The sequence below is a fragment of the Ignavibacteria bacterium genome (genome assembly GCA_016873845.1).
Classification (GTDB): Bacteria; Bacteroidota; Ignavibacteria; order Ch128b; family Ch128b; genus JAHJVF01.
This window is the reverse complement of record VGVX01000005.1, coordinates 57,770-79,235: the sequence shown is the minus strand read 5'-3', so window position 1 is coordinate 79,235 and position 21,466 is coordinate 57,770. Positions and strand designations below refer to the sequence as shown.

General features: G+C 35.1%; 21 protein-coding genes. 6 read left to right on the top strand and 15 right to left on the bottom strand.

Annotated elements, in window-relative coordinates:
• The 4 genes from FJ213_02735 to FJ213_02720 all read right to left on the bottom strand — a co-directional run bounded on the left by FJ213_02735 (position 1) and on the right by FJ213_02720 (position 5,084).
• The gene (locus tag FJ213_02735; protein MBM4175076.1) at positions 1 to 1,251 is read right to left on the bottom strand and encodes a hypothetical protein; all 1,251 of its coding nucleotides are present in this window, start codon (positions 1,249 to 1,251) and stop codon (positions 1 to 3) included.
• Positions 1,252 to 1,590: 339 nt separating this feature from the next.
• Positions 1,591 to 2,742, bottom strand: coding sequence for a tetratricopeptide repeat protein (locus tag FJ213_02730; GenBank protein MBM4175075.1), 1,152 nt, complete (start codon positions 2,740 to 2,742; stop codon positions 1,591 to 1,593).
• A 115-nt stretch (positions 2,743 to 2,857) separates the two neighbouring features.
• Complete coding sequence (locus FJ213_02725; GenBank protein MBM4175074.1) at positions 2,858 to 3,739, bottom strand: hypothetical protein; 882 nt, start codon at positions 3,737 to 3,739, stop codon at positions 2,858 to 2,860.
• A 13-nt stretch (positions 3,740 to 3,752) separates the two neighbouring features.
• Entirely contained in the window at positions 3,753 to 5,084 is a 1,332-nt protein-coding gene (locus FJ213_02720; GenBank protein MBM4175073.1) for a glycine--tRNA ligase, read from the bottom strand.
• A gap of 140 nt (positions 5,085 to 5,224) precedes the next feature.
• On the opposite strand from FJ213_02720, the gene FJ213_02715 reads away from it, so the two are divergent.
• Together FJ213_02715 and FJ213_02710 are read left to right on the top strand one after the other, a co-directional pair.
• Entirely contained in the window at positions 5,225 to 5,533 is a 309-nt protein-coding gene (locus FJ213_02715) for a nucleotidyltransferase domain-containing protein (GenBank protein ID MBM4175072.1), read from the top strand.
• A gap of 89 nt (positions 5,534 to 5,622) precedes the next feature.
• Entirely contained in the window at positions 5,623 to 5,913 is a 291-nt protein-coding gene (locus tag FJ213_02710; GenBank protein MBM4175071.1) for a HEPN domain-containing protein, read from the top strand.
• A 124-nt stretch (positions 5,914 to 6,037) separates the two neighbouring features.
• Here the strand turns inward: FJ213_02710 and FJ213_02705 are convergent, their stop codons facing one another.
• The 6 genes from FJ213_02705 to FJ213_02680 all read right to left on the bottom strand — a co-directional run bounded on the left by FJ213_02705 (position 6,038) and on the right by FJ213_02680 (position 12,348).
• Positions 6,038 to 6,841, bottom strand: a complete 804-nt coding sequence (locus tag FJ213_02705; protein ID MBM4175070.1) for a DUF2520 domain-containing protein — start codon at positions 6,839 to 6,841, stop codon at positions 6,038 to 6,040.
• A 113-nt stretch (positions 6,842 to 6,954) separates the two neighbouring features.
• On the bottom strand, positions 6,955 to 7,785 hold the full coding sequence (gene amrB, locus FJ213_02700) for an AmmeMemoRadiSam system protein B (protein MBM4175069.1): 831 nt from the start codon (positions 7,783 to 7,785) through the stop codon (positions 6,955 to 6,957).
• Between the two features lie 10 nt (positions 7,786 to 7,795).
• On the bottom strand, positions 7,796 to 8,362 hold the full coding sequence (gene amrA, locus FJ213_02695) for an AmmeMemoRadiSam system protein A (GenBank protein MBM4175068.1): 567 nt from the start codon (positions 8,360 to 8,362) through the stop codon (positions 7,796 to 7,798).
• A gap of 10 nt (positions 8,363 to 8,372) precedes the next feature.
• The gene (locus FJ213_02690) at positions 8,373 to 9,197 is read right to left on the bottom strand and encodes a DUF4905 domain-containing protein (GenBank protein ID MBM4175067.1); all 825 of its coding nucleotides are present in this window, start codon (positions 9,195 to 9,197) and stop codon (positions 8,373 to 8,375) included.
• 113 nt (positions 9,198 to 9,310) lie between these two features.
• The gene (locus FJ213_02685) at positions 9,311 to 10,258 is read right to left on the bottom strand and encodes a DUF561 domain-containing protein (protein MBM4175066.1); all 948 of its coding nucleotides are present in this window, start codon (positions 10,256 to 10,258) and stop codon (positions 9,311 to 9,313) included.
• Positions 10,259 to 10,263: 5 nt separating this feature from the next.
• Complete coding sequence (locus tag FJ213_02680) at positions 10,264 to 12,348, bottom strand: hypothetical protein (protein MBM4175065.1); 2,085 nt, start codon at positions 12,346 to 12,348, stop codon at positions 10,264 to 10,266.
• Positions 12,349 to 12,468: 120 nt separating this feature from the next.
• Here FJ213_02680 and pepT point away from each other — a divergent pair, with 120 nt between their 5' ends.
• The 3 genes from pepT to FJ213_02665 all read left to right on the top strand — a co-directional run bounded on the left by pepT (position 12,469) and on the right by FJ213_02665 (position 15,245).
• Positions 12,469 to 13,722, top strand: coding sequence for a peptidase T (gene pepT / locus FJ213_02675; protein ID MBM4175064.1), 1,254 nt, complete (start codon positions 12,469 to 12,471; stop codon positions 13,720 to 13,722).
• Positions 13,723 to 13,732: 10 nt separating this feature from the next.
• Entirely contained in the window at positions 13,733 to 14,584 is an 852-nt protein-coding gene (locus FJ213_02670; protein MBM4175063.1) for a cation transporter, read from the top strand.
• A gap of 73 nt (positions 14,585 to 14,657) precedes the next feature.
• Positions 14,658 to 15,245, top strand: coding sequence for a DUF1579 domain-containing protein (locus tag FJ213_02665; protein ID MBM4175062.1), 588 nt, complete (start codon positions 14,658 to 14,660; stop codon positions 15,243 to 15,245).
• 299 nt (positions 15,246 to 15,544) lie between these two features.
• On the opposite strand, the gene FJ213_02660 is transcribed toward FJ213_02665, so the two are convergent.
• Together FJ213_02660 and FJ213_02655 are read right to left on the bottom strand one after the other, a co-directional pair.
• Positions 15,545 to 15,781: a hypothetical protein gene (locus FJ213_02660; protein ID MBM4175061.1), complete on the bottom strand. Its 237-nt coding sequence runs from the start codon at positions 15,779 to 15,781 to the stop codon at positions 15,545 to 15,547.
• Entirely contained in the window at positions 15,778 to 16,083 is a 306-nt protein-coding gene (locus FJ213_02655) for a hypothetical protein (GenBank protein ID MBM4175060.1), read from the bottom strand. Before FJ213_02655 ends, FJ213_02660 begins: the two co-directional genes overlap by 4 nt.
• 155 nt (positions 16,084 to 16,238) lie before the next feature.
• Here FJ213_02655 and FJ213_02650 point away from each other — a divergent pair, with 155 nt between their 5' ends.
• Entirely contained in the window at positions 16,239 to 16,412 is a 174-nt protein-coding gene (locus FJ213_02650) for a tetratricopeptide repeat protein (protein ID MBM4175059.1), read from the top strand.
• A gap of 851 nt (positions 16,413 to 17,263) precedes the next feature.
• Here FJ213_02650 and FJ213_02645 read toward each other — a convergent pair.
• The 3 genes from FJ213_02645 to FJ213_02635 form a co-directional block, all read right to left on the bottom strand.
• Positions 17,264 to 17,569 (bottom strand): type II toxin-antitoxin system RelE/ParE family toxin, encoded by a 306-nt coding sequence (locus tag FJ213_02645; protein MBM4175058.1) that lies wholly within the window; start codon positions 17,567 to 17,569, stop codon positions 17,264 to 17,266.
• Positions 17,559 to 17,828, bottom strand: coding sequence for a type II toxin-antitoxin system Phd/YefM family antitoxin (locus tag FJ213_02640; GenBank protein ID MBM4175057.1), 270 nt, complete (start codon positions 17,826 to 17,828; stop codon positions 17,559 to 17,561). The genes FJ213_02645 and FJ213_02640 overlap by 11 nt, the downstream gene beginning before the upstream one ends.
• 268 nt (positions 17,829 to 18,096) lie before the next feature.
• Entirely contained in the window at positions 18,097 to 21,465 is a 3,369-nt protein-coding gene (locus tag FJ213_02635) for a hypothetical protein (protein MBM4175056.1), read from the bottom strand.
• Between the last annotated feature and the right edge of the window lies 1 nt (position 21,466).

Genomic DNA, 21,466 nt, shown 5'->3' with positions numbered 1-21,466 from the left:
TCAAGATTCTTTCTTCATTGGTGATATTTCGTTTAAATCGATCAAAACATCTCGCGTCCATTTAATGCTCAGAAACTCATTCACGATCACCGCAGCAATAATTACACTGAAAACCAAAATTGAAAATTCATTTTCATAGACTTGAATAAAATTCAATGCCATTGCAATTGCAATCAAACCCTGGCTGTTTAGACCCTTACCAATAGTTGGGCTGAGTGCAGTTTTATCGTAGCTTGCTTGATATGCAAACCAGCCATTGAAGTTTTTTATATTCATTCTGAGTATGAGATAAAGTCCAAGTCCTGCTACCCAAATATACCAGTTGTTCACATATAAGATTGAGCCGGCATAAATTAAAATAATCACATAAAATGGATGCTCAAGTTTTTCAAGTGCAGCTTCAAGCCGTTTATGCACTTTAGAAGTGTTAGCGATGAAAATTCCCATTATCAAGGAAATGAAAAGAGTCGAAAAATTCAAATAGTAAGCAACGCCGCTTGTAAAAATTATTATCCCCATTAATGCGAGAAATAATTTATTTTCGTCCTCTTCTCTTTCAAGAAAGATGATAAATAAAATTCCAATGATAATTCCGATCACAATGTTTATCACAAACCATTCTGTCACAGTGATATCGAGATTCTTTGGCACACCTTGATGCACGATTGAGAAAAGCATCCCGAATGAGATAATCGAAATTATATTACTGATACTCGAACTGAATAGAAGCGATTTATAATTGGGGCCATCAATGTTGAATTTGTGGCGCAGAGTTTGCAGTACACTTGGAGAATATGTAGATGCAGTAGTTCCAAGGACCAGAGCATTTACCAAAGCTTCATCGAAAGTTAGATTCCCCGAAAAGAAGAATCTGAAAATCCCAAAGAAAACAAAAAATAAAACTAAAGTGGTGATTACTACATCTGTTAACGCAAGTCTCAGTCTTTCCCTATTCATCTCCGAAAAGTCTTTAAACCGCAATTTTAAACCTGTAGTAAATCCAACTGTGCCAATGATTAAAGCGATCACAGGCTTCAGCTGCAATGATGATTGCGGCGAAAGAAGAATCGGAAAATCGATTGCAAAATATGCATTGATCCAGGTTAAAAATGGAGAGCCAATTAGTATACCGAGAAATAGATACTCCAATCCAGTGAAATAGAGAAACTTATCCTGTAACTTTTGATTGATAAAGTGAAATGAGATGAATCCAAAAATTAGGATCAATATGAGAAGAATAAACGTATTCATCTGCCGAAAATATAGTGTATTAATTGAAAATTGACAACGGCTGTGATAATAAGTTTATGCGGTACAGAATCCAGCTAAATATGATTTTTGTTAATAGCTGAAGTTACATATAACTGTCATTCTGAATCCGTCAACTGACGGATGAAAAATCTGAGGTTGTAATTTTCTGGATTTTTGAGATGTTTCGTCCCGATTCCTCGGGACTCAACATGACAAAAAGTCAATCTGCATAATTTTAATAGTAATATATCCGAAACAAAAAAAATAACGATTAACACCTACAGTCAGGATTGATGATCAACGATCGATGATTTTTGCTTGATACATTTGGATCATAGCCTATTTGCTTCCATAAGCATTTTCCAAATACATTTTTGCAAGATCGTGAGAATTATTCCAATCTTTTATGGAGAGACAATATTTATAAGTTTCGACAGCTTTTTCTCTATTTTTTGATTGATCATATGCAAGCCCCAAATTCAATACAGCTGAAGTCTGAAAGCCTGATTCATCTCCCTTCTTATCTATTTGCTTACTTACATCGATTGACTCATTCAGAAAAATGATTGCCGAATCATATTTTGCAATATGCCTGAAATAAATTCCCATGTAGTACAATGCCTCGCGACGAGCGTTTAATCCGTATCCATCAAATCCATTTTTACTTTTTAGATAAACATCCTTAAATACGAATGATGCATTTTCATAGTCGCCTAATCTAACATAAGTTCGTCCGTAATACCGTTGAAAGATTGGATTATCGGGATATTTTTTTATCAACTTTTCTGCATAATCACGAGCTTCATAAAAATCTTCTTCAAACTGATAATACAGAGTCAATAAAAAATACATCGCTTCTGTTGAAGAATATTTTGCTTTTTTGGATGCGTCGATCAATTGATTAAGCCCGGTAGTCTTATCTCCTTTTGGAAAGAAAATCATCAGTGGCTTAATGTAAGGATAGCGGTCGGGAATTACCGATGCAAAGTAATTGTAAATTCCCATTCCAAATAAAATATCTTGATTCGTTGAATCAATTGAATAAACTAATTTCAGCAGCGGCAGAGCCTCACGTCCATCATCAGCAGCTTTAATCCAACTTTCACGAACTGCACGAAGTCTTCCACGAAATCCAATCGCTCCACCTTTGAAAAAAAGTGCATTCACGTCCTTTTCATTCTTTTTTAGCATCTGATCGCAGTGAAAAATCACATCTTCCAGCTTTGCGAAGAACTTTTCGTCGTAAGATTCATTATCATAATCCAAGGCGATTCTCCACCAATCGACCATTGCCAAAAAAAATCTTCCGGCTGGATGCGAAGGGTAAGAAGACATTAGATCTTTAAAGACAACTTCTGCAGAATCGAATTTGATATTGTAAATATAATCGATCCCTTTTCTAACTTTCACTTCGAACGGAGAGAAATCTTGCGAGATTATTGGTTTTGAATATAAAAGAAAAAAAGTCAAAGCTAATAATGATATCTTCATTTCAAATTTCATTTCTGAGTTTACTACGCTGCAACGATTATTGTGTTTCAAAAAAAAGCCCATCAACTTTGACGGGCTTTATCCAAATCTATCACATAATTGTTTTCGAATTCGATTATTTTTTTACAACTCTAAAATTTGTGACCGGTTGAACTTTATAATCAAATTCTACTGTCTGATAAGCAGATGTGCCTGAACCAGTAGTCTTGATATTCTTTACCCAGACCTTAATATAAATTTCGTCTTGGGTTTTTAATAAATAAACATTGTCTTTTACAGCAGATATTTTTGCTAGGTTCGGCTCGGTTAATCCTTCAATTAAATCAAATGCGAATTGCTTGTCTCCAGGAACTTGCGAGAATTTTGTATCTCGTGCTCTGGAGTCGCCTTGTTTAGGTGAATAAAATGTGAGCACAGTTCCATCCGTTCGCATATGTAGATCAATATTTGAGAAGTTTGCTGAAGCAAACGAGTATTGCGTTCCAACGCCGGTTGATGGATCCCACCCATAACCAGATTTTGCTGGACTTGGATCTTTGAACTCATCTATTATTCCATCATTATTGTAATACACACCGCCAAAAATAATACTCCCAATTGGGATACTCAGTTTATTTGCATTGTTCACTGCATAAACATAAGTCTTGTATTTTTTACCTCGTGCTATCGAATTAATAGTTCTTTTTCTTGATTCTGTTTTAAGAACCAAAGTTGAATCGAACTTGGAAATATTTTCTCCCATCAAGTTCACTTCGTAGGTTGAAACTATGTAACCTTTAAAGTCTGATTTGCTGTGGTCTGCGGATTGATTCCAGTTTGCAATTGCAAAACTGTTTCCGCCTGCTACTGCATCAACAGCAATCGTTAATCCTGTTGCAGGCGCGACCGTTGTCGGTGTTACTGGCTCATCGGTTCCTGTTGAACAATCTGAACCAAGAAAACTAAAACTTAATCCGAACAATAAAAGTATCGAAAATAGTTTGCTAAAGTTTTTCATAATAAATCCTTTATTAATTTAATTTGTCTGATAAATAGTTTTTTATTGAATTCATATTTAAACGAATTTGTTCCATCGAATCTCTTTCACGGATTGTAACGGTCTGATCTTCGAGCGTTTGTGAATCGATGGTCACACAATATGGAGTTCCAATTTCATCTTGTCTTCTGTATCTTCTTCCAACTGCTCCTTTATCATCATAGAATGCTCGAAATGATTTTCTCAAATCTTCAGTAATGTTAGAAGCTATTTCCTGCATTCCATCTCTATTAACAAGAGGAAAGACAGCTACTTTCATCGGCGAAAGTTTCTGATGAAATTTTAAGACTGATCTTTTTTCTCCTTTTACTTCTTCCTCGTGATAAGCATCTATCAAGAATGTCATGAAGCTTCTGCTTGCACCGGCGGAAGTCTCAATTATGAATGGAATATATTTTTCTTTCGTTGAATCATCAAAGTACTCCATTGCTTTACCTGAAAACTGCTGATGCTGAGTTAGATCAAAATTAGTTCTATTGTGAATTCCTTCAATCTCGCCCCAGCCGAATGGAAATTCATATTCAATATCCACAGCAGCCCTAGCATAATGTGCAAGCTTATCTTGTGGATGATCTGAAAATCTCAGTTTCTCCTTTTTCAAACCGAGTTCAACGAACCAATTCATCCTGCTTTCTTTCCAGAACTCGTAGTACTTCATATCTTCTTCAGGTTTCACAAAGTACTGCATTTCCATTTGTTCAAATTCTCTTGTCCTAAAAAGAAAATTTTTCGTATTAATTTCATTCCTAAAAGCTTTTCCAATCTGCGCGATTCCAAATGGTACTTTTTGCCGTGACGAATTTGCAACGTTTAGATAATTAACAAATATTCCCTGTGCTGTTTCAGGACGAAGGTAAACTACTGACGAAGAATCTTCGACTGAACCGAGAAATGTCTTAAACATCAAATTAAAATTTCTTGGCTCAGTAAATTTTTCTTCAGCTTGACACTTGCTCGCTTTTCTTCCTTTGTATGCCGGACTTCCACACATCGAGTCCTCAATTTGATCTGCACGAAAGCGCGCTTTGCATTCTTTGCAATCAACCATTGGATCGGTAAAGTTCGCAACGTGACCCGATGCTTCCCACACTTTCGGGTGCATTAAGATCGAGGCATCTAATCCTTCAACATCTTCACGGTATGTCATCGATTTCCACCATTCATTTTTAATATTGTTAAGTAGTTCGACGCCCATTGGACCGTAATCCCAGCAACCGTTTAATCCTCCATAAATTTCTGATGATTGAAAAACAAATCCTCTTCGTTTTGCTAATGAAACAATAGTATCTAAATTTAGGTTCAAAATTATCTCCAAAAAATTGATGAATTATTGGTAAAAATAGTTAATGACTGTTTTGATAGCAAATTCAAGAATTTTAAATTGTACAGAGAAATAAATTGAACTACACTAGTACTAAGCTTATTTTATAATTAATAATGAATTAAATTGAAATCATCATTAAAGAGATTTCATCTCCTTTAAAATCTAAATATTCTGATTTTGAAGGGATATATTTCTTTGGTTCAAGAGCAAGCGGAAGCCACGAAGAGGATTCTGATTATGATTTACTTTTTGCATTTGGCCGTGAAATAGATTGGAAATTTGAAAAAGAAATAACAGCCGTAATCTATGATTTTATGCTCGAGTATGATGTTATTATCGATTGCAAGATTTATTCCCATTCTGAAATTTTAGATCCAGTCACTCCTTTCAGAGAAAATGTTAAAAAGGAAGGAATATTTTATGGCAGTTGATAAAGACCTACTTATAAGATATAGAATAGATAGAGCGAAAGAGACAATAAAGGAAGCTGATGATGCGATTAAAATGAAAAATCTTTTTAATGCTGAAAATAGAATTTATTATACTCTTTTACATTGTAATGGCATTAGCAATCAAGAATAATTATTCAACGTCCAAGCATCATCAATTAATGGGTTGGTTCAATCGGACTTTTGTGAAAACAGGTAAAGTGAAAACTGAAATTGGTAGAATTTATTTAACTGCGTTGGAAAAGAGAACGAAAGGAGACTATGAGGACATGAAAGTATTTACGCTAGAAGAAGATGAAGTGGATTTTAAAGAAATGATTCGATTTGTTCAAGTGGTTGAAAGACTAATAAATGAGAAATAGAACCAACTTTTATTAATTGACCCTTCTAGACTTTATCCACATAAAAACTATATCAATTTAAGTTTAGCTATAGAATTCTTTTTGAAATTAATAGTATGATACTTTTAGACTTAATAGAATATTTTCATTTGACCAATTTCATAAAGCTCTTATAAATATCTGCCAATTCTGGATAATATTCTTTTAGTGCTGAGATGTTTTTTTCAATTGTTTCATTATCACCACGAACGATTGGCCCCGTCAATCCTTCTTCAACTCCAAGTATCTCAATATTTTTCAAAGTAGATTCAATCAAGGGTTTGTATAACTGTTCAGGTTTAATCTTTGACTTCTTGTTTAGTATTGAGTTCTCTGCTTTGCTGAGGAGGATGGCTAAATAGTTTGAAATGAGCACAGCAAAAGCATGATAGAGTGCTTTTTTGTCTTTTTGAATTACAATTGATTTACAATTAATTTCCTTGCAAAATATTTCAGCAAAATTAATTGCTCTTCGTGAATCTGATTCAACAGCAACAAAAGTATTTAATAAGTCATAATTTATTTTTTCAGACGCAAAGCTGAACAATGGATGGAACGAGAAAACTTCCGCTCCCAATTTTTTTAGCGGCTTTAAAACTTCCGACGTTTCACTACCGGAAGTATGAAAAACAAAAACGGAATTTAATATAATGTGTTTTTCCAAGAAGTAATTAACTACTTCTTGAATATTTCGGTCTTGAACTGAAATACAAATAATATTTGTATACTCAGAAAGAATGTCTAATTTATTTGAGAACATTTTGGAATTTGTTCTCACTGCAAGATTCTTTGCCTTTTTAATGTCGTAATCAACGATCTGTTCAATTTGAATTCCAGTTGAGTAAAAATGTTTGGCAAGTGCAGACCCTACTCTTCCAGCTCCGATTATGCAAATTCTGAATTTCTTCACACAGTTATAACTTTTACCCTATTATTTTTTTGTTTTGCTTCATGCTGCAGTTGGTGAATTCAAATATTCTTTTTGAATTATAATTTTAATCAGTCGACTGACGGATTGAATTTTTATTTTTGATTTGACTTATAAAACACTGCAGATAAGTATCCAACGACTTGTCTAAAATCTCCGCTTGCTTCACTCGAATCGCATCTATACAAAATTTTTGATTTGTTTGCACCCAACAGTTTTGATGTTTGCATGATTGTTACGATCGGACCTCCGCCGCAAGCTTCGACTTTTTGATTCTCAAAATCAGTCATTAGTGATTCGGAATCAAAGTTTTCAATATGAGTGTGAATCCTTGAATCAAGCGAATCAGCTAATTCGTGTGAGTGATAATGAGAAAGATCAGAACTTGCAACGAAAAGTATTTTTCTTCCATGAGTTTCCTCGGCGAGGATCTCTGCAAGAGAATTGCACACTTCCTCACTTTGATTTCCTATCACGATTGGAAGGAGTTTGAACTTTTTCAGAGTGCTTTGTAAAAAAGGAAGTTGCACCTCGAGAGCATGTTCACGTCCATGCCCTTTTTTTGAAATTTGTATAAGACTTTTACTTTCCGAAAGTGTCTCACGTAGTTTACTATCAATTTCGACTAAGCCAAAGGGTGTTAAGTACGCATGCCCATCAAATATTGAAGCGCCATCAAAATATTCATAATGACTCGGCGAGATTACCACTACGGTCTCATACTCTTGCTTCAATAAATGGCTGTACCCGTAAGCTGCAGTTTTACCTGAATAAAAATATCCCGCGTGGGGTGAAACCATTCCAATGATCTCTCCATCGATCTTTGATGGTTTTGCCTCAGCAATAAAACCTTCGATTTCAGCTTTGAGTTTTTTTGGATCTCTCTCATAAAACATTCCACTTACTGCTGGCTCACGAACTTCCATAGTGGTCATTTCACTTGCTCCTTAAAACTTCTTTCTCAGAGAAAATAGTTGCAGAGAAAATTTCAATTTTTGTCTGAGGTGATTTCCAATCGTGTTTCCTTAGACCTGCTTTCTGACAAGTGTGATCGAGAAACTCTTCACTATTCCAATTATATTTTACAGCGACTTGGGGAAGAAGCAAACCGTGATGTGTATCTTTTTCAATGATCAGACCATGTTTGCCAATTTTAATTTCATCGATAGATTTTATCCTTTTAGGAACTGAAAGAACAGAAATTTCAATATCAATGAAATCCAATTCTTCTGCACTTAATGGTGCAAATCGGGGATCTTCAAATGCAGCTTTTTTTGCAGCATCATAAACCTGCTCGAACAAAGGTGAAAATCCAAGAATATATCCAATGCAGCCTCTGAGTTCATCGTCAAGAGTGAGTGTTACAAACACTCCATATTTTTCTTTTAAATGAGGAGGGAGTTCTAAGCTGAAATTAACGCCCCCTCCTTTTCTCAATCCTTCCGAAATTGAGTCACGAGCGATTTGTAACAATAACTTTTTTTCTTCTTTAGAAAAGTTCATGCTTAACCTCTCATTTCTGTAGCAAATATGCTACTAACTCTTTTTTATCTTTTACGAAGTATACTAAATCACCATGAATAAAGAAAGAATCTGGAACCGGAGCCGGTGACGAAGAATTGAGTATTTCTTTCAATAAAACTGTTTGTGATTGCAAGTCAAAAATACACAACCAATTAGTTAAACTAGCTTCATGATTTTTTTCGTAGTAATTGAATAAAAAAAGATTTTCATATTCAATGAATTCTATCTTCCCAAAATATTTTGTATCGCCAATTACTTTTAGAACGCTTTGATTGAGCTTTGTATATTTTCCTTCGTCTGTTAGAAAAGAAGGAAATAAGAAATTATTACCGAGTTCATCTCCAACTGACTGTCTAAACATTTCTGCACTCGATGAATCGCTGCCGAGCGACTCTATCACATCACCCGTTGAATAGTCTATCAGGAAAAAATCACGACCCTCAAATTTTTGGATATAAGCTAATACTTTGTTGTTCGAGATCGAATCGAACGTTAAATCTTTATTGATCCACTTTACTTTGGCAGTGTTTAAATCCACAGCTATAATCTGTTTATGCTTTGGCATATCCGGCTTTTCAAACAGATGCAGAAAAAGCGTATCTCTATAAATTGCTTCAATTCCAATCCAAAAATCTTCATCCAAAAATTTCTTGTCAGCCCAATTTGTTTTACCAGTAATTTTATCGATGCATGAGAAAAAAACTTTTTTATTTATTATGTCACGTTCTTCGATTATCAAAGAATCCATTTCACTTATTTGTATTCTCCAGATTTGACGACCCTTGAAATATGAGAAGAGCTTTTTAATTATCATTATTACTACAACCTATTCTGCCAAAACATAGTAAATAGATTTGATGGATTCCAGGAAAATTTAAATTTTGTTGTAGCTATTTCAAAACATTTTGAATGGATTCGAGCGAATCTTTACTGCAGTGAGAATTTGTTCTTCACAACTCCATACTCTGTAATAAGGTTCTCAAAAACTTTTTCAACGGAAAGAATTTCATGAATTAATCCCGAACTTTGCCCTGCTTCCATCGCCCCTTCATTTTCATCACCATTAAAAATTCCGAGCATTTCTCTTTTGGCTCCTAAAAGTTCTTTCAATACTGATTCATCTGCTCCAGTTAAATCTGCTTTTACCGCGCGGTAGGCGAAATCGTTTTTTAACATTCGCATCAATCCAATTTTTTTGAATGCAAGAATTGTATCGTTATCCCCAGCTTCAACAACTTTCTTCTTATAATTTTCATGTGCAGATGATTCAATCGTCGCTGCGAATCTTGTACCTATCTGAACACCTTCAGCACCGAGGCAAAATGCCGCCGCAATTTGCCTTCCATCTGCAATTCCGCCGGCAGCTATCACCGGAATTTTTACCGCATCAACTAATTGAGGAATTAAACATAGAGTTGTAATCTCATCTAAGCCATTATGACCGCCAGCCTCAACACCTTCGCCGACAATAGCATCACAGCCAACTTCCTCAGCTTTTTTTGCATACTTAACTGAAGGAACAACATGAACAACTTTGCATCCATTACTTTTTAATCTCTCAATAAATTTTCCCGGATGACCGGCAGAAGTGAAAATTATTTTTACATCTTCTTCAATACAGACGTCAACTAAATCTGCAGCATCTCCACGCATAAGAGGAATGTTTACACCAAATGGTTTTTCGGTTTTTTGTTTTGCCTTTTGAATATGCTCACGCAGTAAATCCGGTTTCATAGAACCAGACCCAATCAATCCTAATCCACCGCAATTCGAAACCGCAGATGCAAGTTTGTAACCAGAAACCCAGACCATTCCAGCTTGAATGACTGGATATTTTATCTCAAACAACTTTGTAATTCGATTTTCTAATTTCATCATGTTCACTTTTTATTTTTAAACTTAACGAATTTTTCTCCATCCCATCTCAATAATTGTCTTTCGAGCATTTCAATATAATCCGGTGTGTCAATATATGGAGGAGGAAGTATTTTTTTCTGTACAAGATCATCCCGTTTCATTTGAAAATCATCAGTGATAACTGTTTTCACTGAATTGAAATTATAATCGAAAGAGTATCGTATGGAAAGATTTTTCGGATCATTATTTTTTCCTCCCAATGTACATGTCTCGAAATTATTGATTGCTTCATTGTCAATGATTCCCATATCTGGAGGATAGTTGAATCTAGTTTTGAAAAACTCTGTGTAATCACTTTTCGGGAGAACAATGTATTGATCAAATTTAGCCAAAGGTAAATTTAGAAAATAATATGGTTCGGAAGTCGGTGCTTGCCCATTCATATTATTAACGGATATAGAAAATATTATTGTATTGTTTAATCCATTGTTGACACCTGCTAAAACAAGATTTGGAAAATCTTTTTTCAGAAATTTAATGATCCCTCCGCGTATTCTTCCCGGATGCCATAATGTTGGTCCAACCTTTTTTCCGGTTTTCAAATCAAGTGCGAAAATTGAAGATGGATAGTATGGAGCATTATTTACAATAAGATATAAAAGTTTAATGTCGTTCACGGTAACCGTATCTATCATCCCTATGATATATCTTTTTTCAAATTTCTCTTCCAACGAGGGAACTGTATCTTCATATGCGAATTCCCAAATTAATTTTCCGAAATTATTATAACACCGTACCGTATCCTTCGGATAAGTATTTCTCAAATTATATTTATTTTCTGCTGTGAGTATGAGCTCATTGACTCCATCTTTATTGATATCTATTAGTCTTGCTTTTTGCTCAAACTGATAGAGAATAGTTTCGGTTGCGGATTTAGAAAACAACTCTTTTTCATTTTTGTTTTGAACTGAGATCCGATTCTCTACAAGTTTTACAATTGTTGGTTTGTTATCCCAATCTTGTGTAATCAATAAGCTGAAAAAAATTGTAAGTAAAATTATAGAAAGTGTATTGATCCAATGCTTTCTTGCCGTATTGATTGCTCTTTTAGGAACACTTTGTTTTTGAATCTCCACAAGTGTTCGTCTGTCAAGTAAATCATTTAAATCGGGTAGTCCAATTATCCTTAATGCGCGTTTCGGAAATTCTTTATTTAATTCAATTAATTCTTCCAATGCCGAAGCTTCATCGTCCTTGGGAACAATTAAAATATCTGCACTTGAAAAAAATACTACTCTTGTCTTCTGCTTTATAAGGTCTTTCGATACAGAAAGAATTTCACCTTTGTTATTCATTCCACCGGTTGCGGCAACAACTTGGGGTATTTTTACAGCGAAGGGAGTGTTGTAAAACTGCAGTAACTCTTCGATCATCTTAATGGTTAAAACTACTCCAAGAGAATTGCTTAGATAATATCCAAATCGATTTTCAAATTGAATTATAACTTTATGATGAGGATTGATCCGTTTCTTTTGCTTCAATAAATAATCTTTTGCGAGCTGAAATGAAATTTTAATCTGTTCGTTTAGTTTCTGCTCTATCTCATTTTCTGCTGGATCAACGATGAAAATTTCTTTAACAGATGACGCAGTAATTGTAATATTAATCGATTCCAGCATCCCGAATCGTTCTCCTGACTGCTCAGATTCTTCCAGAGCTGGGAAAAAAATTTCGTTGGTCTGCTGGAATTCATCTTCGCCATTCAGTTTTTTTTGCAGTAAATCAAGTTGAAGAGAGATTTTTTCAATTATTTGAAGGAAAGAATTGTTATAGTTTGGGAGTAGTTTGCTTTCATAAATTTTTTCTGAAAGCTCAATGCTTTTTCTTAACTGTACCGGAGGAATGAAATGAAAATCGTATTGAGAGGCCGAAGTGAGGTACAAATCCATATATTCGAGCAAATAAGATTGAATCAGGTTTTTATTTTCAAACTCAAATAACGAATCAAAAAAATCACTAATCAGAAAGAACCTTTTACCCAATGAATGGGCTTGGGTTAAATTTTTTTCTAACTCCTGCCGTAATTTTTCTAATTGAATTATGTCCACAAATTACCTTTGAGAAGGAGCCAATATTTTATTCTCTCAATCAGACAAGCTGTTTGATATTCGAAACTCATTTTTCTAACTTGGATCAAATTTTATATCAATTTAACAAATGAGGAAATTATGAGCGAATTAAAAATTAACTACACTTGTGTTGATAGGTTTTTAAGATATGTTAAATACGACACACAATCCTCCGAAGAATCAACTACATTTCCTTCGACAGAAAAGCAAAAAATCCTAGCAAAAGTTTTAGCCGAAGAACTGAAAGAGATCGGAATGAGCAACGTTGAACTTGATGAACATGGCTATGTTTATGCAGAGCTGCGGTCAAATGTTAACGGTAATGTTCCTGTCATTGGATTTTTAGCACATATGGATACATCTCACGAAGTGAGCGGAGAAAATGTTAATCCTATAATTCACAAGAATTATAACGGCAAAGACATTGTGCTTCCTAAAGATAAAACACAAATTATAAAGGTCGAGGACCAACCAGAATTAAAAAATCAAATTGGACGCGATATTATCACAGCCGATGGAACAACTTTGCTTGGCGCCGATAACAAAGCCGGACTTGCGGAAATAGTCGATGCGATGCGTCATTTAATTCTTACTCCTTCAATTAAACACGGCACGATAAAAGTTTGTTTTACGCCTGATGAGGAAGTGGGCCGCGGTACGGAAAAAATCGATTTGAAAAAATTGAATGCTGAGTTTGCATATACAATTGATGGAGAAACGCTCGGTGAGGTTGAAAATGAAACTTTCTGTGCGGATACAGTTATCTTGACAATTCAAGGTTTTAACTGCCATCCAGGATATGCGAAAAATAAATTAGTAAGTGCAATAAAGATTGCAGCCGATTATATCGATACACTTCCAAAAGACATGCTTTCTCCCGAAACCACCGAAATGCGTGAAGGTTATGTTCATCCATATATTATTAATGGAGGTGTAGATTCAACGATTATTAAAATTTTAATTCGTGATTTCGAAGAGTCAGGCTTAAAAGAGAAAGAAGCTTTTCTTGAGGATCTTGCAAAGGAGATTGTTGGAAAATATTCGAAAGCTTCATTCAAATTTGAAGTGCAGGAATCATATCGAAACATGAGATTTGTGTTAGACAAACATCCTCACTTAGTTCAATATGCTTTAGAAGCAGTTGAGCGAGCTGGAGTAAAACCCAAGCTTCATTTAATTCGAGGCGGAACGGATGGATCACGACTTTCTTATATGGGACTTCCTTGTCCTAATATTTTTGCTGGCGGGCATGCGTTTCATTCAAGGTTAGAATGGATTTCAGTTCAAGATATGCAAAAAGCAGTCGATACGATCGTTCACCTATCGCAGATCTGGGCAGAAAAATCGAAATAAAACTTAATCCATGCAGCATAAAGTCGAAAAAGCTTCAAAGTTTTCTTTAATATCGAACATATTTTTATTCGTTATAAAGTTAACCGCGGGAATTCTATCAAACAGCATCGCATTAATCTCTGATGCAATAAATTCATTCACGGACATACTGACAAACTATGCTGTGCATTTCAGTGTCAAGGTTTCCTACAAGCAAGCTGATCATGATCACCAATATGGACATCATGCTGCACAGCCTATAGCAGCAATGATCCTCGCAATTTTCGCAGGAGTTGCTGGAATAACCGTAATCCGAGAATCTATAACGAGAATAATTGAACCTTCGATCTTAGATGCAATTACTTTTCCATTGATAGTATTAGCCATTACGATTTTCCTTAAAAGCTTTATGACTTTCTATTTCAGCAGAGTCAGTCGAAAGTATAACAGTCCAGCAATAAGAGCACTTGGAGTTGATAGTTTTAATGATGTTCTATCTTCTTTTATCGCACTTACTGGAATTATTATTTCGGCGTTCGGATTCAAATATTTTGATGGAATTGCTGGAATTCTAATTGCATTTTTTATTTTCAGAAGCGGTTACCATGTAGCAAAAGAAAATATTGATTACCTGATGGGGAAAGCCGCTGACAAAGAGTTAATGATTGAAGTTGCGAATCTCGCTTTGAAAATTGATGGTGTAAAGGGGATGAACGATCTTAAATCTCATTACATTGGTAACAAATATCACATAGAGATCCATATCGAAATAGATAAAGACTATACAACTAAAATGTCGCATGATATCGGTTTAGATGTAAAAAAAGCAATCAGAGAATTAAGGGATGTTGCAGAGGTTTTTGTACACATTGATCCAGTTTAGATTTACTTGAAACTATTATCACGTAATTAAGTGTTAACTAATTAATCAATAATCAAAAATAAGGAGTCATATCATGACAAAAACTATTTTAACTTTCTTATTTGTTTGTGTAATTTTTGTTTTTCAATCTCATGCGCAGGATTATACACCTGAACAAATGGAAGCTGAACAAAAAGCTTGGATGGAATACATGACACCAAGTATGACGCACGATGCGATGGCAAAAAGTGCAGGTGAATGGACCTCATACTCCAAAATGTGGTGGGCACCGGGCACCGAACCGACAACTTGGGAAGGCACAACTACATCCGAAATGATACTCGGGAATAGATATATGAAAAGTGTTCACAAAGGTGAAGTTATGGGGATGCCTTTTGAAGGTCTTGAAATCGTAGGATATGATAATGCAAAAAACGAGTTCACATCAGTTTGGTATGATAACCTCGGAACCGGAACAACTATTGCACGTGGTACGTTTGACGAAGCGAATAACTCTATTACTTTAAAGGGAATGATGTACGATCCAATGTCGAGTAAGGATTATGCTTTCCGTCAAGTAATCAAATTTGTAAGCCCGGATCTCCACATTATGGAAATGTATTCTTCCGCATTTGGAGATGAGTTTCTCAATATGGTCGTTGAAATGAAACGGAAGAAGTAAGAATTAATTTTTGTTTTAATAAACCCGACTTTTTATGAAATAAACGAATCAGAAAAGTCGGGTTTTTTTAGAATTTAGTTTAAGTCTAAGTTAGGTAAAGATTCTATCTTTCTTAGATTCAATAGCTCAGTGAAAAGATAGAATCTTTTCATGTAGTTATAAAGTGAAATTTTTCTTGTTTGAAATTCAATTTTTGAAGTGCTTCAAAATATTTGCGAATTAGAATTTCATAATCTTTCGCGTAACCCTCTTCAAAAATAAAATATCTTTTTCTCCATTTGATTTTACCCCTATTACAACTAATAATGCCATCTTTTCGTCTGATGGACCGGCCTTGGGATAGACTCCATCTGCCCAAATGTAAGATATGACTCTTCAAGTGGACGTTGTCTCCATTCCTCATATTCTAGATGCCAACTTTCTTTTAACCGTGTAATAGTTATACTTGATAGCGATGCTTCTTCACCTAATATCTTATCTAGGAACTTTGAAAAGTCTCCTGTGGATAAACCATGCAGATACATATCTAAGATCATCTCTGTAAGTTGATCACTTCGGATTGGTATTTTCGGAGTATCTCTGATTCAAATTGTTCTCGTAAGCGTGGAGCTTCTATATATGTTGTGCCACTGCCTATACTTATGTGGCGTGGTTTTGAGCTACCATTTCTATAGGAATTACTTCCTTCTGGTATTCGCTCGTACTTTTTATGGCCCAAGTATTCGTCTATCTCCGAATTAAGTAGATCAATTAGTTTTTCCTTAAAACCTTCTAAGGCCAATTCTTCTAGTATGTCGTTACTACTTGATTGTCTGATTTCTTTTAGATATTCTGACATTGCAGTGGCTCCTTTTGTTATTTTTTTTCTTTACTAGTTTAGGGGTCACTGCTAACTTTTCAAAATTTATAATTTTACACAACTTTTGAAGTTAACTCTTTCTAACTGAATATAATGAATTAGGTAGGCTTTATTTTTTACAAAACAAATTTAAACTGGCAATTGAAGCATTTGAGAATTCAATTAAATATTACCCGGAATACGACCAGCCTTACTATTATCTTAGTTTAATTTATAAAAAAAATGGTAAGATAGAGGAGTCTAAAAGTTATTATGAAAAAGCCACCAGCACAAAGATTCAGTCTATGTCATTGAAAAAAATTAATTAGGAGATGGTGATTTTATCTCAGAATTGTCATTAGTAATTGGTTACATCTGAGAAAGAATATGATTAATTCACTTTATAGAACCTGGATGATTTCAAGAATAATTCAATTAGTTAGTGCTACTAAGACTTTTTTGATTTTCTTCGAGCGTGTAAAATAATTTGTGTGAACGGCTGTCTGTTTTCATATAAAAGACTCCAGCCTTTGTCCAAAAATAATTGAAAAATTAGAAAGAACGATAGCTCAGTTCCAAATGGGCATAGTCCATTTCTTTGAGAGAGCTCTGTAAACCAGGTAAAGCATTTTTTATGATCATCATCATTCGGGAACAGTGACCTTGCCTTTTTTACTTCTAAAAGCGAGGCAAAACGCCTCAAAGATTTATTAGATCATACACAAGGTTTGATAAATTTTTTCGCCGATGAAAATAATGTTGCATCCTGGGTAAAAATTGATCATGCATTTCAACGTTTTAGATTGACAGCTTCTAAACTTGGTGTAAGCTACGCTCACCTAAATATGTCCTGCGAAGAAGTTGGTTAAACAGTTATTTGCAGTAGTTAAAAATAATAGAACATACGTGGATGATTATGTACATCCAAAGTATGCTTGACTTTTAACACAGTCATCTCTTGTTCTCGAAGTAGGTTTCAAAAATGTTAATTACCGTGCACTGCGGCTAACACGCATAAAAATGAAACATAAAATAAACATAGTTAAATCAAACGTCTCGCTCTTGGGAACATACTGTTTGCCACAAGATAATTTGTCTATTTATAGTGGCAAACAGTATGTCATTTTTATGCGAGCCGTTACGTGCAATGCGCCGGCAAGTTGAAATAAGATTTGGTAAATCAGATGAAATGATCAAGGTTGCGAGAACCATGAACGACAGGATGAATCTCGATGGTCCGTCCACGAATGATATAGAAAACAAGAGATGATTCTATTGCGAGAACTCGGTAACCGTACTCTCGAAGCTTCGGATGCCGTGGTATGCGACCAAGTTTTGGATTGTTTTCTAAAAGTCCAATACGAGCTTCAAGTTTGTCGATAAATTTCAGAGCGCGACTTGGGCTATCTTTGGCGATATAGTCGAGAATGGATAAGAGATCGTCCTGAGAAGCTGGAAGGTAACGAAGGGTCGATTTAACGGGCATTGATGCGGCTTCTTAGTTTTGCCATCATCTGTTGGTTCGTACTCCCTTTCTTCCCCGTAAGTGATTGTGCTTGAGCAAAGGATAGTTTTTCGAAAAGATCGACCTGGGCTTTCAATCGTTCATAATGGTCGATACTCATCACGACCAAATCGCCTTCACCATTGGTTGTGAGATATACGGGTTCATCTTGATCGTGACAGAGACTTGCAATTTCTCGTGTCCGATTACGTAAACTTGATATGGATTTAATAATAGGCATTGTTTTTCTCCTTTGACTAATAACATGCACAAATTAATACCAAATTATGATATAATCAAGTACACGTAGAGCACACTGCAATTAACACGACAAATAACGTCGCTCCATTTATGAAAACGAATTATAGTTGTCGCTCAATACTTTTGTTCGCTCGAATGAGATTTGTATGCTCATAAAAATATTGAGTTGCTTGCTGAGACGTTAAAATGTAAGACGCAGCTAATTGAATGCGACATCAGGTTTTATAAACACTTAATTCAATGTGTTGTTATTTCTGCCCCAGTTTTTCTCTCTGTAACGCTTCAAAATATTTGCGAATTAGAATTTCATAATCTTTCGCATATCCTTCCTCTAAAGCCCGCATCAAATCCTGCCGCAGTTTATCTTTTCCCTCGTTAAAATCAATTTCAGTTGGCGGACGTTTCACTAACTCCTCGCCCGGTTTTGATTCACGGCGTTTTTCATAATCACGTTCATTCAAAGATCTTTGCGCATCAAGCATACGAGTTAGAATTTTTTCCTGCTTTTGGATCACATCGTTATTCACATTGTTTTGCCGCATTTCTCGAATCACTTCTTCCATTTTTTTTACTGCGTCATCAAGATCGCCAAGCATCTTACTCCCTTCACCGCTTTCTTTTATTTCACGGTTCAATTCTTCAAGCGACTTTCTGATCATTTCTTGTTCAGAAGCGAGTCTTTGCAATTGTGAAAGCTGTTCCATGCTTAGCTTTCCTTGTCCAAGCATTTGAGTTAGATTATTCAAATTCATTTGCTGCTGCGACATCTGTTTCAACTTTTGCATAAACGACATCAATCCTCCGCCTTGTCCTCCTTGCATCATGTTCTGCATCATATCTTGAATTAAGCTTGCAGCTTCATTCAATGCGCCCATAGCGTTTGTTTGGTTTTGCACTCCGCCAATTTTATTTTGCAACTGAAAGTTATTGAGAGATTGAGCCATCTCAGAATTAGCTTTGCCAACAGCTTTTCCCATTTCAGGTGTTACTGCAAATGTTTTATTCGAGAGTTCAATCATTTGGTCTATTACTTTGCTTAAATCTTCACGGAGTTCCGCCTGTTCTTGAACAGATTGATTTAATTGTGGAGAATTCGGATCAACAGCATTAGTTCTATTCTTAAGAGCTTCTTGCTTTTTAGAAAGCTCAAGTAATTCGCTGATAATTTTTTTCATCTGATTCATTGCCATCATCATCTGATTCTGCATCATTTTCTCTTTTAGCTGAGACATCCCTTTTTTCGTCTTTGAAAGACTGCTTTTCACATTCTGTTGATTCTTTCCAGCTTTTGAAAGCTGACCTACCATCATCTCTTTCGACGCTTGATTTGAACATTGACTCGGATTTTCTTCAGAAAATTCCTGCATCATATTCTTCAAATCTTTTTCTGGCATTTCCTTTGGGAACTCAGACATTTTCTTCTCTAAATCTTCAAGTTCTTTCTCGAGTTTGTCGATTTCTTCAGCAAGTTTTTTCTGCTGTTCACTCAAATTTTGAAGAGATTTTTCATCACTTGGATTTGTGTTCTGAAGTCTTTGTGAAAGGTCATCCTGCTTATTCATTAATTCATCAAGCCGTTTTGAGATTTCATCCATTTTTTGCTCGATTTGTACCCGTTTGAGTAATTCTAAAGTTCGTTCGATGCTTGCTCTGAACATCTCTTCATTAAATTGAAAGTTCTTCAAGGCATCTTGCATCATTTGCTTGTTGATATTTTTTAAAGCTTCATTCAGTTTTTGCATTGCAGCTTTCATCTCTTCAGAACTGAGCTGATTAAATAACTCTTGAAGCTCCATGAATTTTTGGAGCGTCTCTTGAGAAAGAAGGTTGTTCTCACTCAATTTATTTTGAAGATCGTTCATCTGATCCTGAATATTTTCAACTCGCTTCATCATTTCTTGTTGTTTCTTCAGAATCTCTTCAGCTTTTTTCTGTTCTTCCCAAGTTACTTTCTCTCTTGCAGATTTTAAATCTCTGTCGAGCTCTTCAATATCTTTCTTAAGCTGCTCAGTTTCTTTCAAAGTCTGCTGTATATCTTTAATTGCCGTGTCGTAGGTCTTATCTCCTTCGGCAAGTATTTCATCAAGCGATGGAATTCTAACAGTCATAATTTCAGTTTTTGCAGATTTTGGACCGCTGACGTTATCATTATCAAAAACTTCAAAATAATATGAGACGACATCATCTGTGACCAAGTTGAGCGAAGAAAGATTCCAGACATAACCAATATCCGATTCAAGATTATCGGGAATACTTAAGTTGATTTTTTCATATTCCTCCCATGGCCTTTCGTACCGAGAATCACTTAATCTGTAATTCAAGGTAAGTGACGTGAATCCGTAATCATCTTTGATTTTTATTAAAGTTGAAACACGCTGGTTATCTGTGAGATTAACTGTTTCCTGCGGTTTTAAAAGCGTTATGCTTGGAAAATTATCTGCAATCAGTTTTATATTATAACGGACTGGATTAACATTCTCGTTTCCTTCTTCATCATAGATCAGAAGTTGATAAGCCGCATCTTTTCGGGGAAGAAACTTGATGTAAGCTCTACTTTTTTCAATTTTCATCAACAACTCAGTTGTATCAGCAAATAATGTTTTTGCTGAGGAAAGTGTTTTGCTCGCTGTCAAATTCAATTCGATTGAAGAACCATAAAGCGTGTTTACATCCCCATTATCTTCATTCAACTGCATAGGCAATTTAGAATAAGCGGGAGGGATTACTCGAACTGTCAGGTTCTTAATAATTGGACGATTAACTACTTGCACTTCATATTTTTTACTTCTAACTCCATCTGCCGATATGAAGTAAGTAAAATCTCTTAATGGATTTACGAAAGTATGCTGAAAAACACCATTTGAGTCAGCAGTAATTTGTTTGGTTTCAACGTATTCAGATTCAGACTGCCCATGATTGATCACAACTTTGTTAAGTTCGTAACCTATTATTCTAATTTTGATATCAAAGTTTTCACCCTTTGTGATTTTTCCATTTCCAGGTTTTACATCAAAATAAAATTTTGCTGGAGGTAAAAATTCTTCTGTAAAATTTAAAATTCTGTATGATGCCGAACTGAAGCCGCTGAGCAAGAAGAAACACAAAACATAAAACAGAACTGAAAACACGAAGTATTTAGCAGGATTGTTTATTCGTTCCTGATTAACCGATTCTTCAAATTTAAAAGTCGAGGTTTCACCTTCTATACTTTCAATCGCTGCCTCGATGAGTGAATTTGAAAAATATTCTTCTTTATCTTTTGAAAAATCAAGCTGCAAAATATTTACAAGTTTGTCCTTGATCTGCGGAAATTTTTCCCCAACTTTTCTTGCAGATTTCAGGTATTTATCTTCTTTCATCTGCATTCGAAATCTGAAGAATGGGTGAACTAACGAAACAACAAAAACGATTAGTACAAAAACACTAAACAGAAAAAATAAAATTGTTCTTACATCTGTATCGAAGTAAAAATAAGATTCCAACAAAGAAAGAATTGTCAGTGGTAATAAAATTGCGACAGCTGAGAAAAGGAAACCCGACAAAATTGTAACCAAGTTTTCTTTTTTAATTTGTCTTTCGAGCTTACTGATAATATTTTGAATGGAGATATTATTCATC